This window comes from Sphingobacterium sp. UBA5996, from assembly GCF_002429765.1.
Taxonomy (GTDB): domain Bacteria; phylum Bacteroidota; class Bacteroidia; order Sphingobacteriales; family Sphingobacteriaceae; genus Sphingobacterium.
Map to the genome: position 1 here is coordinate 44,094 of NZ_DJAS01000018.1, position 12,772 is coordinate 56,865.

Sequence of the window (12,772 nt, forward strand, 5' to 3'; positions counted from 1 at the left end):
ATCTCTATCCCCGGTAGTAGGTATTATGTTGATAATCATTTTTTTTATTAAATTTCTGATTATCAGTTATTTATATATTAAATCAATAATCTTTTTGATTGCTGACTAATTTAATGCATTGGGTGGCGTTCTGTATTCGGTTTACCTTTTCCATCACATGAAGCGTGAATTCAAAAGGAATAGGTATAACCCGCTAATTTGGAACGCTCGCAAAAATAAAGAAATAGTTTCTTATTCGATGCGAAAAAAGCTTCGTTGGATGATTAATTGGCAATAATGATACTGCCTTGATAAAATTAATTCAACGCGTAATCTGCAATCAGATTGAACCGTGGTATTTCAACATGAAAGCTGCTGTTGTCTAGTGTTCGGATCATATTATAATATCCTTCCATAAATCCGAATTCGCTATTGAGATTGCAACCTGAAGTATATTGATGGGTTTGTCCAGGCTCAATAACGGGTTGTTCTCCTACTACACCATCACCTGATACTTCTCTATAGTCTCCTTTTGCATCAAAAATTTTCCAATAGCGGCTTATCAATTGAACAGTGTAATCGCTGAGATTTTCTATGCTAATATGATAAGCAAACATAAAATGTTCACGGTCCGGATTCGAATACTCAGATTGATAGATGGTTTCAACCGAGATTTTTACGCCTTCTGTAATTTGTGTGATCATTTGAATGATGTTTATTGTTGCACTAAATATTTATGCTAAAATACTAATAATGAGTTTAAAATTCGAAATTTTAATGATTTAAAAAGGTTAAATAATGCTAAGTTTAAAATTAGTATAGTCAAATCGAGCTTAATTAGTACGTTTGTATTATGGCAAATGGCATATTATATTTAATTCCTGTTCCTTTGAGTGAAGATGCAGCTTTCCAGTCGTTTACTCCTTATTTGGTGGAAACGATAAATTCATTGGACGAGTATATTGTGGAAAACGAAAAGACAGCACGTAAATTTCTAAAACTTGCGGGTTTAAAGATTCCGCAGAGCGCGCTCAAAATTCATGACTATGGGAAACATGCGCGCGATAAAGGAAATATGAATGATTTTTTTGATGGCCTAACGCAGGGTAAGAATGTGGGTTTGATGTCGGAAGCAGGATGCCCCGGTGTGGCTGACCCGGGCGCTTCAATTGTTGCCCGTGCTCATCAGCTGGGAATCAAAGTTGTTCCACTTGTTGGTCCAAGCTCAATTCTGCTTGCTCTTATGGCATCGGGGTTCAGTGGTCAGAAATTTGCTTTTCATGGCTATCTGCCAATCGATAAAATAGAACGAGCCAAAGAAATTAAAAGTCTGGAGCTCCAGTCAGGACGTGAAAAACAAACGCAGATTTTTATTGAAACCCCGTTTAGGAATAATCAGCTTTTAGCAGAATTGTTGAAAACCTGTAAGCCGTCGACCTTACTCTGTATAGCATCCAATATGACAGCCCCAGATGAATCCATACAGAGCTTTACAATTGCTGAATGGCGAAAACGAAAGGATGATTTTCATAAAAGACCGACTATATTCCTTTTGTATGTTTGATGGCTCTCCCCTACCCTATTTATTTGGTACTATATAATAAAGCTGTAAAATTGCTAGAAATAGGTTTTAAGTTGTCTTTACGAGTTGAGTGAGTGCTTACATTTTGTCTTTTATCCTTCAATTTTATGTGAGAATAAGATGAATAGAATAATTCGCTGTAAAACAAAAATAAATTGATATAAATTACTCAAAAATATAACGATATGAAATACTGTAGATTATTTGGTTTAATGTTCTGTTTTTCATTAACTATTTTAGGCAAATGTCTTTATGCACAGTCTTCTACCTATGTAATAGTTCATGGGGCATGGGGCGGTGCCTGGCAGTTTAAAAATACGGCTACCGAATTGGAGAAAAAAGGAAATAAAATTTACCGTCCCACACTAACTGGTTTAGGAGAGCGTTATCATCTAGCAGATTCATCTATTGGACTGCAAACTCATGTAAATGATGTGGTGAATACAATTTTGTTTGAGGATCTTCATGATATCATTTTGGTTGGACATAGTTATGGTGGTATGGTTATAACGGCTGTAGCAGACAGCCTTCCGGATCGAATCAAAAAAATGGTTTATTTGGATGCTATCCTTCCTTCAGACCAGGAGTCAGTGATAAATTTGATGCAGAAGCCGGGTAAGGATAATGGACTCTTGAAATTTGAAAAGGATGGCTATATTCTTCCTTTTTGGGTAAAAGATGATACTAAGTTTCCGAGAGACGTCCCCCACCCTATAAAAACACTTACAGATAGAATTCATTTGATAAATCCGAAACGAAATGGGATTCCAACAACCTACATCTTAACGTATGAAGATGGGACCGCGTGGGAGAAGGATGATTTTTATCCATTTTATAAAAAAGCTAAAAGTCTTGGTTTTAAAACAATCGAATTTGTTGCTGATCACAATCCGCAAATAAAAAAGCTGAAAGAATTAGTAGATTTGTTAGAAAGGGAAAATAAATAAGCAATAGATATTTCAATGACGCAAGAGGAACTAGTAAGAGAATTGAGTAAGCCGGAGGTAATTTATACAGCCTTGGCTATCGTCGCTATACGTATTATCGTGTGGCTTTTATTTGCAAATACGATCCGGAAAACTTTAAAATTGGTTGCCCCAGAAAATCGATTAATGACACTTAACCAATCGTGGTTGGTCGCAATCCCTTTGGTGAATATTTATTGGAATTTTCAGGTTGCTGCACGTTTGCGGGATTCTTTGATTAACGAATTCTATGATCGGAAAATCGCCGTTGAGGAAAATCCTACCTTTAGAAAAGGATCCTTATATGCCTGGATTTATTTAGCAACAAATATTCCATTACCATTATCTATTTCAGGCGTGCTAATTGTTATGCATTTTGTGACTTTAGCAAATTACTGGTTTGAAATTAATGCAAATAAGCGGATTTTAGAAGAACATAATAAATTTAGAGAAAAGGAGGTAATTGTAAACCATGAGAATTAAAGATGTCATTGACTATTTGGAGCGGCTTGCTCCTTTAGATTTACAAGAATCTTATGATAATGCTGGACTTATTGTGGGAGATGCGAATAAGGAGGTTACAAAAGTGCTCATTTCGTTGGATTGTACAGAATCGGTCGTCCAGGAAGCTATTGATAAAGGCTGTAATTTAATTATTTCACATCATCCAATTGTATTTAAAGGATTGAAGAAATTCAATGGAAAGAATTATGTGGAGCGTACGGTTATTAAGGCAATCGAACATAAAATAGCATTGTATGCGATTCATACGAACCTGGATAATGTTACGGGTGGCGTGAATACAAAGATTGCGACCAAGCTAGGTTTGGAGAATCAGGCGATTTTGGAATCTAAAACAAATATTTTACGAAAAATGGTTGTTTTTGTTCCGAGAAGTCACGTTGAAGATGTTCGGCAGGCCTTATTCGATGCGGGAGCCGGAAAAGTCGGAAAGTATTACGATCAATGTAGCTTTAATACGGCTGGTTATGGTAGTTTTAGGCCGTTGGCTGGTGCGGACCCTGCAATTGGAGAGGTTGGCATGCAAGAACGTGTTGAAGAAACCCGGATAGAAGTGATTTATCAGAAAGGCATAGAACGTAAGCTGCTTTTGGCACTTTATGACGCCCATCCCTATGAGGAGGTAGCTTACGATCTGATTGATATTGCTAATAATGTCAGTGAGATTGGGGCTGGAATGATCGGAAATTTAGCAGAACCAATGGATGAACTGGATTTTTTAGCTTATCTTAAAGAAAAACTTGGACTTAATGTTATTCGTCATACAGCACTTTTGGGTAAAAAGGTTGGACGAGTAGCTGTCTGTGGTGGCTCAGGTGGATTTTTACTCGGAGCTGCTAAACGTTCGGGTGCTGATTTTTTTGTGACGGCGGATTACAAATATCATGAATTCTTTGATGCTGAAGGTGAAATCGTCATTGCTGATACAGGACATTTTGAGAGCGAACAATTTACGCAAGAATTATTGTACGACATTATTACGAAAAAATTTCCTAACTTTGCAACCTTAACAACAGAAATAGATACAAACCCTATAAAATACTACAGTTGATGGAACAAACCGTAGAACAAAAATTGAAAGCATTATGGCTTTTGCAAGCCATTCATACTAAAATAGATAAAATTCGCCAAGTTCGTGGTGAGTTACCTATGGAAGTTGCAGATCTTGAAGATGAGATTGCGGGTTTAGAAACTCGTATTGAGAAGATCAGAATAGACTTAGACGATTTAGAAGATTCGATCGTTAAGCGTAAGAACATGATTAAGGATGCCCAAGCCGCTATCAAGAAATATGAGTCGCAGCTAAATGAGGTAAAGAATAATCGCGAGTATGACGCTATTTCAAAAGAAATTGAAATTCAAGGTCTTGAGATTCAGGTTTGTGAAAAGAGAATTAAAGAAGCAGAATTCGAGATTCGCAATAAAACAGAAAACTACGATACTACTGTAGGGAATCTTGAGTATAGCAAAGGCGAACTTGAAGGAAAAAAGAAAGAATTGGAAACCATTACTTCTGAAACTCAAAAGGAAGAAGATGGATTGTTGGCGAAAGCTACTGAAGCTGAGGCTAATATAGAAGATCGGTTGAACAAAGTATACTACCGTCTTCGTAATTCATTCAAAAATGGACTTGCTGTGGTTTCAATTGACCGCGATAGCTGTTCAGGATGTCACAATAAAATTCCTGCTCAGATGCAGTCGGAAATCCGCCAGCGCAAAAAAATTATTATTTGCGAACACTGTGGACGTGTTTTGGTTGACGAAGGTATTGTATTGGAAATCGAACAAGAGTACGGTTTTTAATCGTTGATAAAGAAAAGCCCTGCTATTTTTAGCAGGGCTTTTTTTTTAATCATTTTTTTATGCAACTTTGTTGATATACTAACTAGGTCCACTATGCAAAATCGTAGTTTTGTATGTGGTAAATTTTAACCTTAACATGTTTATGAATAGAACTCACTTCAAGCTAATTGCAGCATTTTTGGTCGGAACAACTTTTCTGTCAGCAAAAGCGCAAGAAACCTTATTGCTTCGAAATCCAACTATAAGCGCTAATAATATCGCTTTTGTGTATGGTGGAGATATTTGGATTGCTGACAAAAATGGCAGTAATCCGAGACGACTAACAACCAATCCTGGTGTAGAACAAAATCCGATGTTTTCTCCTGATGGTAAGAAAGTGGCATTTACAGGCAACTATGACGGAAATACCGACGTCTATGTAATACCTGTAGCAGGAGGTGAACCCAAGCGTATCACTTATCATCCCTCTTCGGATGTATTACGTGGATGGCTCAACAATGATGAAGTATACTATACAACATCGCGAGATTTTACCTATGCTTTAAGTCCGCGATTATATAGTTCCAATATACAAATGTCAGGAATGGACAAGGCATTGATGATGCCTGAAGCCACGCAAGGCAGCCCTTCTGCAGATGGTCGCTATTGGGCCTATATCAAGAATACCGATCCTACAGAAAGAGACCGGGTAGCCTTTAAACGTTATCGGGGTGGCGGTATGCCGACTATTTGGATCTTCGATACGAAAACCAAAGAAATAGAAGCAATTCCACAAGTTAAAAGCAATGACGTTAAGCCATTATGGTTGGGTACTAAGGTTTATTTCCTATCTGACCGCGATAAAATCGTTAATATCTTCAGTTATGATACCAAGACCAAGAAGGTAGATAAATTAACAGATTTCAAAGACTATGATGTGCGTTCGCTGAATGGGAATGGCACAGATTTGATTTTTGAATATGCTGGAGCACTAAATACGTTGAGTTTAAGCAATAATAAAGTAACTCCGCTGCATATTAGTGTAAACACGGATGTGATGTATAAAAGGCCGTATTATAAAGATATCAAGGATGATATACGCTATGCTACACTATCACCAACCGGTCAGCGCGCACTATTTGAGGCGAGAGGAGAAATATTTACAGTGCCTAAAGAAAAGGGCGAGGCTAGAAATCTATCAAATTCACCGGGTTCTCATGAGCGTTTTCCAGATTGGTCTCCAAACGGTAAATGGGTATCTTATATTTCAGACAAAAATGGATCTTATCAGTTGGTGCTGACAGATCAGTTCGGAAAAGATAAACCATTATATTTTAATTTGGGTGAAACTAATTTCTATTTTGAGCCGACTTGGTCGCCCGATTCAAAGAAATTATTTTACAATGATTCGCATCTCAATCTGTATTATATTGATATCGCTTCTAAAGCAGTTGTCAAAGTTGCTGATGATAAATTAAGTGGCCAAACAGGGCGGGTATCCAATCATTTCCAGCCAAGCTGGTCTCCAGATTCTAAATGGATATCCTTTATTCGTACGCTGGAAAATGGCGTACCTGCTGTATTCATGTACAATTTGGACACAAAGAAAACCCAGCAGATCACCGATGGTATGAGCTCTGCTCGTAGTACGGCATTCTCTCAAGACGGTAAATATTTATTTTTTACGGCAAGTACCAATACAGGTTTAACGAATTCTGGTTTACATATGTCCGCTGTACAGCGAAATGTAGACTATGCAGTTTATGCTTTTATTCTTTCGAGCAAAACGCCATCTTTCTTTAAAAATGATAGTGATGAGGAGCAAATCCGTGAAGAAAACGCAGATAAAAAGGAAGAAGGAGAAACTAATAAAAAGGAGCGCTTAAAAGAGAACGATAAGAAATCTCCTAAAAAAGATAAAAAGGAAGCCGCAATGACAAGCAAGCCAATCGACAAATCTATTCAGGTTGATTTCGATCGTATAGAAAATAGAATTGTTGCGCTTCCTCTACCAGCAGGACCTTATTGGAACTTGAATGGTTTAGTACCTAATCAATTGACCTATCAACGCGGTGGAACGATTGGTGCCTATGATTTTAAGGAACTTGAAAACAAAACCTTAGTGGAAAATGCACGTAGTTATGTTATTAGTGCTGATGGTAAGAAAATGTTGTTCCAAACGGGAAATGGATTTAATATCGTAAATGCTGGACAAAAAGTTGCCTCACCTACTGCTGGAGAAATTAAATTAGCTGGAATCCAGCAACTGGTGGATCCTGCAGCGGAATGGAAGCAAGTGTTCAATGAAGTTTGGTCAATGCAAAAGGATTATTTTTACGTGGAAAATATGCATGGCGCCGACTGGAAAGCAATGAAAGCTAAATATGAAAAATTTCTACCATTTGTCAACCATCGTTCTGATCTCGGTTATTTATTGAATGAAATGATGGGAGAAATGGTCGTAGGACATAATTATATTTATCCCGGAGATCAGCCTTCTACACCTTCAGTTTCTGTTGGTGTTCTTGGAGCTGATTATACGCTAAAGAATGGATACTATCAGATCGCTAAATTATTTACGCGTCTAGAATGGAATCCGTCTTTCAAAGCACCATTGGCTGAACCTGGATTGAACATCAAGGAAGGAGATTATATTGTTGCTGTGAATGGTACAGAATTAACTGAAGATAAAGATATCTATAGCCTATTTGACAATACTGTCGGGAAGCAAGTGATGCTCAAGATCAATTCAAAACCTTCATTGGTTGGCGCACGTGAAGTCATCGTTAAACCGATTTCTTTTGGTGATGAAATGAACTTGCGTAGCATGGAATGGGTAGAGCGAAACCGTAAAAGAGTGAATGATTTGAGTAATGGCCAAATAGCTTACGTGTACATGCCGAACACCGGTCCTGAGGGGTATACTTATTTCAATCGTTATTACTTCGCTCAGATGGATAAAAAGGCTCTTCTGATGGACGAAAGGAACAATGGTGGTGGATGGGTTGCTGATTATGTGATCGACCTCTTGTCCCGCGAGTTAATTGCCGGCTGGGGTATTCGTGATGGAAAAGGATTCGCGACACCCGGTAACGGTATTTATGGACCGAAAGCCATGATCATCAATGAAAATGCCGGTTCTGGCGGTGATATGATGCCTTACATGTTCCGTTTTAAAGGCTTGGGCAAATTGGTGGGGCGCACCACAATGGGAATCTTAGTGGGTATCAGTGGTTATCCTCCATTGCTGGATGGAGGGCGGATAACATCTCCAAACTTCGGTGTGTATGACCTCAAAGGAAATTGGATCATCGAAAATGAAGGCGTTGCTCCGGATGTTTTTATCGAACAATTGCCGAAAGATCTTTTGGAAGGTCGTGATCCTCAACTGGAGAAAACAGTGAAAATACTGTTGGATGAAATGAAAACTTATCCATACAAAAATCTTCAGAAGCCAGCAGACCCAGTTCGGGTAAATTAATGAGATACGCATCAAAAAGGGCTTTGAAAATTTTCAAAGCCCTTTTTGATGCGATTAGATCATATACAATAGCAACTTTTGATGATTTTGAATGGATCAGCATTCGGCTATTTATTGGCTTTACCTGCTTTTATTGTTATCTTTAGCGTATATTTAATACATATGTTTCCAGCGCAAACTACCCACCCTTTTCAATCGTTGTTGCGGTTGATTTTAATGGTTATCGGTTTTACTTTCATATCACAAGTAGTCTATTTTATCGCGTTGTTTTTTTATTATAAAATGACGGGACAGGTTTTTTCATTAGCGGCGGTCATGAATGGATCGGCCAATGAAATGCGCCTTTTATTGTTTATGAGTAGTTTAGGATCATTTGTGATCCCTGCTTATTTGATGGATACTCGGGAGGGCTATGGAATTAAGTATTTCCGTCTTGATGATAAACCTAACGCAATACAGTTTGCCTATATCTTTCTGGCTATGCTTGCTTTTATGCCGGTGATGAATTTGATCGGTCACTGGAATGAGTCGTTAAAACTTCCAGAGAATATGAAATCGGTACAGCTTTGGATGGAACAGAGTGAAAAGGATTCGGGAGATCTTATTCGGGGTATTATTATGGAATCGAGCATTCTTGGTTTTCTGTTCAATATCATTGTGTTGGCGCTGATACCTGCCATCGGAGAGGAATTGTTATTTCGAGGTGTTTTACAAAATATAGTGGGAAGATGGTTGCATAATCCCCAGGTTGTTATCTGGATTGTAGCGGTTATTTTTAGTGCAATACATCTGCAGTTTTTTGGTTTTGTACCCCGCTTGCTCTTGGGTGCTTTTTTTGGTTATCTCTATCTATGGAGCAAAAACATCCTATTGCCCATCTTCGGGCATTTTGTTAACAATGCGGGAGCTACGGTTATCTCATTCTATTATGCTAGGCAAGGAAAAAGCTATGATGAGCTCAATGCATTTGAGTTACAATCTTGGTGGATATATCTTGTAGCCTTCATTTTTACTCTTATTTTTGTACTCTTATTTTATCGAACCACCCAAAAAGAAAACGATGGAGAACGATTGGAAAAAAATTAAAACATATACAAATGCTATTCAGGCAGAGATAGTCAAACAAATGTTGGAAGAGCATGGAATTCCTGCTGTTGTTTTGAATAAGCAAGATTCTTCTTATCTATTTGGAAAAATTGAACTTTATGTCAACGAAGGATCTATCGAAATGGCTGAACGACTAATTGAAGAAGCAGAAGGGGATATTAATTTATGAAAACAAGAGCAATAACAGGAGTAATCTTTGTAGCTGTCATGATAGCAGCCACTCTTTTTGGGGCATACGTTTACTCCATCTTTTTTACATTGCTCAGTACATGGTGCCTTTATGAATTTTATGGGATCGTTTCGTCGGATGAACGCGCTCCAAATAAATGGTTAGGCATACTATTGGCTTTGCTGCTATTTATTTTAGGTTCATTGATTTCATTGGACCTATTAAATGTTAAGTTTTTGGCGCTGATGATTCCTATTGTAAGCGTGACTTATATTGTTTCACTTTTTCAGAAACGAAAGTTCCCTTTTAACGACATCGCCTATACTTTTTTGGGTATAGCTTATGTTACACTGCCTTTTTTCCTATTTTCCAAACTAGGGTTTATGCAGGGTAGTTTTAATTATGTGCTTCCCTTAGGTTTTTTAATTTTATTGTGGACAAATGATACTGGCGCATATTTGGCTGGACGAAGCTTTGGAAAGCGTAAATTATTTGAAAGAATTTCCCCTAAAAAGACATGGGAAGGTTTTTTCGGGGGATTGATTTTGGCTATTGTTGCCACGGTGAATCTGGAAAAGTATTTCAGTTATTTACCGCTTTGGCAATGGATAACTGTTGCGGTAATTATTAGCGTTGTGGGTACTTTGGGGGATTTGGTCGAGTCTATGTTAAAGCGTAGCCTACAGGTCAAAGACTCGGGTAATATATTACCTGGGCATGGAGGGTTTTTGGATAGATTTGACGGATTGTTATTGGCTGCGCCAATGGTCTATGTTTTCTTAATTTTAATTAATTGATCGTAATATGAGTCACATTCAAAAATCTACTTTTGATTTTTTGACGGAATTGAAAGCTAATAATTCTCGGGAATGGTTTGCTGATAACAGGGCAAAGTATGAAGCCGCATTAGTTGATGTAAGAAGCTTTTTAACGGATTTAATTGCGGCTTTAAGTGAGTTTGATCCTAAAATTAATACCACCATACAGGCCAGCAAATGTCTATTTCGGATTTACCGCGATACGCGTTTTTCAACGGATAAAACACCTTACAAAAGCTGGTTTGGTGCAGGGATATCTGTAGATGGGAGAAAGCTACAAGGACCAGAGTACTATATCCATATCGGTGCAGAAAATTCATTTATAGCATGTGGCTACTGGCGACCTGAAAAGCAACATTTAGAAGCAATTAGGCAAGAAATCGATTATAATGGTGGTAAGCTAGATGATATTTTGAAAGAGGTGTTGTCCGAAAATAAAATTGCGCTATTTAAAGAGGATCTGTTAAAACGTGCTCCTGCGGGTTATAACGAAGATAATCCTTTTATTGACCTGATCAAATTAAAGAGCTTTGTGTTGGACAGATCGTTAACTGTAAAAGAGCTATCTGCGAAAAATGCACTGGATAATATCGTGGCGTCTTATAAAAGTATGCTTCCTTTCAAGGAGTTTTTACAAGAAGCCATCGATACAGAATAACTATTCGGGTAAGCTAATTTTACCCATACATACAGCGGGAGAATCTTTGATATACGCTACATTGGATTTGTTGCCCGCTAGGGTTTCGTTTGCCAATAGCGCAAAGAGAACGGCTTCTTTTGCATCAGGATCTATACCTAATGTTGCAAAACTTTGCACCTTACACGCTGGTAAACTTGTTTTGATATAATCAAACAGCAAAGGATTATGTAGCCCTCCGCCGCTGATATAAACGGCGATATCGGTTAGACCTTCAGTCTGGCTGCGAATTCCATTAACCATCGCTTGAGCAGCGAAACGATTAAGGGTAGCCATGACATCTTTGTGAGGCAGATCCGTTGTCTTAGAGCTATGCTGTGCTCGTTGGAGATAGGTCAGATTAAATAGTTCTGGGCCAGTAGTTTTTGGAAAGGGTAGTGTTAGAAACTCTTCCGCCAAAAGCTGATTCAATAAATCTTCATTTACATAGCCAGTTTTTGCCATCTGAGCATCCTTGTCCATTTCTGTATCAAAGTGCGTCTTCATGTATTGATTCATCATGGTATTTCCCGGGCCTAGGTCAGTAGCATATGCTTTCAACTTGGTTTGGTGGCTTGGGATAAATGTGAAATTAGAAATCCCTCCAATATTCAGTAAGAAACGATTTTCTGTCGGATGTGAAAAAAGTAGGTAGTCGCCATAAGCTGCTAAAGGTGCCCCCTCTCCCCCTGCAGCGATATGCTTCTGTCTAAAGTCTGATAGGGTTATGATACCTGTATGCACTGCAATATGATCCCCATCTCCGATCTGTAAGGTACTATTTGGCCAATTTTGATCTTTTGTCAACGATTTGGGAGCATGGTAAACTGTCTGTCCATGACTGGCTATACAATCAATCTCACTGTTCGCAATATTCCATTGTTTTAAGGCTGCATTGATTAAATTTGCATGGGTTATTCCAATGTAGGCATTGAGTCCGGAAAAGAGCTGCTGATCGATATGGCGTTTTGCAAAAACTTCTCGAACTCGTGTCCTAAATTCGTCGTCGTACTCCATGGTAGAAAATTTCTCCAGCTGTATTTTTGTTATTTTTCCTGCATGCTCTATGCGGCATAGTGCAATGTCTAACCCATCTAGTGAAGTGCCGGACATCAGGCCAATAATGAGTCGCGCTTTCTTTCGTGAAATTTGGTAAAGTCTTTCGATTTGAAGATTCATAGCTTAAAATTAAGCACAAAAATGTTATGATGAATATCATTTTTGACAATTGAAGATATTTTGTAACTTCACGGCATTAAAAATCAAAAAATTAAATACAATGAATTTTCCAGCAGAATTGAAATACACCAAAGATCACGAATGGATTCGTGTTGAAGGTGATGAAGCAGTTGTAGGGATTACTGATTTCGCTCAACGTGAATTGGGAGACATCGTTTTTGTTGACATTAACACTGTAGGTGATGAAATTGCCGCAAATGAAGTTTTCGGAACAATTGAAGCGGTAAAAACTGTTTCTGATTTGTTTTTGCCTGTATCAGCTACAATTTTATCTGTTAATGAGGCTATTGATGCATCTCCTGAGTTGGTCAATTCTGATCCGTATGGAGAAGGTTGGATTGTTCGTATTAAATTGAACAACGCTGCTGATGTAGACGCTTTGTTAGCCGCTGAGCAATACAAAGAAGAGATTAACGCGTAGTTTTAAAACTATCTATATGAAATAGGGACCA

General features: G+C 38.1%; 13 protein-coding genes. 11 read left to right on the forward strand and 2 right to left on the reverse strand.

From position 1 onward, the window contains the following. Window positions 1-296: 296 nt before the first annotated feature. Window positions 297-683 carry a Co2+/Mg2+ efflux protein ApaG gene (gene apaG, locus B3E00_RS14325; protein ID WP_209576955.1) on the reverse strand — a complete coding sequence of 129 codons (387 nt, stop codon included), beginning with the start codon at window positions 681-683 and terminating at the stop codon, window positions 297-299. Window positions 684-832: 149 nt separating this feature from the next. On the opposite strand from apaG, the gene B3E00_RS14330 reads away from it, so the two are divergent. From B3E00_RS14330 to B3E00_RS14375, 10 genes are all read left to right on the forward strand, one after another. Further along, a complete protein-coding gene (locus tag B3E00_RS14330) occupies window positions 833-1,543 on the forward strand; it encodes an SAM-dependent methyltransferase (protein ID WP_293886496.1) in 711 nt (236 codons plus the stop codon). A gap of 203 nt (window positions 1,544-1,746) precedes the next feature. Then, window positions 1,747-2,508, forward strand: a complete 762-nt coding sequence (locus B3E00_RS14335) for an alpha/beta fold hydrolase (RefSeq protein ID WP_293886495.1) — start codon at window positions 1,747-1,749, stop codon at window positions 2,506-2,508. 15 nt (window positions 2,509-2,523) lie between these two features. After that, window positions 2,524-3,009 carry a hypothetical protein gene (locus B3E00_RS14340; protein WP_209576952.1) on the forward strand — a complete coding sequence of 162 codons (486 nt, stop codon included), beginning with the start codon at window positions 2,524-2,526 and terminating at the stop codon, window positions 3,007-3,009. Beyond that, window positions 2,999-4,099 carry a Nif3-like dinuclear metal center hexameric protein gene (locus B3E00_RS14345; protein WP_293886494.1) on the forward strand — a complete coding sequence of 367 codons (1,101 nt, stop codon included), beginning with the start codon at window positions 2,999-3,001 and terminating at the stop codon, window positions 4,097-4,099. Before B3E00_RS14340 ends, B3E00_RS14345 begins: the two co-directional genes overlap by 11 nt. Then, window positions 4,099-4,851, forward strand: a complete 753-nt coding sequence (locus B3E00_RS14350) for a zinc ribbon domain-containing protein (RefSeq protein WP_209576949.1) — start codon at window positions 4,099-4,101, stop codon at window positions 4,849-4,851. Before B3E00_RS14345 ends, B3E00_RS14350 begins: the two co-directional genes overlap by 1 nt. Window positions 4,852-4,993: 142 nt before the next feature. Then, on the forward strand, window positions 4,994-8,311 hold the full coding sequence (locus tag B3E00_RS14355; protein ID WP_293938995.1) for a S41 family peptidase: 3,318 nt from the start codon (window positions 4,994-4,996) through the stop codon (window positions 8,309-8,311). Window positions 8,312-8,473: 162 nt separating this feature from the next. Further along, entirely contained in the window at window positions 8,474-9,397 is a 924-nt protein-coding gene (locus B3E00_RS14360; protein ID WP_293938996.1) for a CPBP family intramembrane glutamic endopeptidase, read from the forward strand. Continuing rightward, the gene (locus tag B3E00_RS14365) at window positions 9,372-9,587 is read left to right on the forward strand and encodes a DUF2007 domain-containing protein (protein ID WP_209576943.1); all 216 of its coding nucleotides are present in this window, start codon (window positions 9,372-9,374) and stop codon (window positions 9,585-9,587) included. Before B3E00_RS14360 ends, B3E00_RS14365 begins: the two co-directional genes overlap by 26 nt. Beyond that, window positions 9,584-10,384, forward strand: coding sequence for a phosphatidate cytidylyltransferase (locus B3E00_RS14370; RefSeq protein WP_293938998.1), 801 nt, complete (start codon window positions 9,584-9,586; stop codon window positions 10,382-10,384). Before B3E00_RS14365 ends, B3E00_RS14370 begins: the two co-directional genes overlap by 4 nt. 7 nt (window positions 10,385-10,391) lie before the next feature. Beyond that, window positions 10,392-11,063, forward strand: coding sequence for a DUF2461 domain-containing protein (locus B3E00_RS14375; protein WP_209576940.1), 672 nt, complete (start codon window positions 10,392-10,394; stop codon window positions 11,061-11,063). Here the strand turns inward: B3E00_RS14375 and B3E00_RS14380 are convergent, their stop codons facing one another. After that, complete coding sequence (locus B3E00_RS14380; protein WP_293880271.1) at window positions 11,064-12,260, reverse strand: anhydro-N-acetylmuramic acid kinase; 1,197 nt, start codon at window positions 12,258-12,260, stop codon at window positions 11,064-11,066. It lies immediately after the preceding gene. A 100-nt stretch (window positions 12,261-12,360) separates the two neighbouring features. Here B3E00_RS14380 and gcvH point away from each other — a divergent pair, with 100 nt between their 5' ends. Then, window positions 12,361-12,741 (forward strand): glycine cleavage system protein GcvH, encoded by a 381-nt coding sequence (gcvH, locus tag B3E00_RS14385; protein WP_293880273.1) that lies wholly within the window; start codon window positions 12,361-12,363, stop codon window positions 12,739-12,741. The last annotated feature ends 31 nt before the right edge of the window (window positions 12,742-12,772 follow it).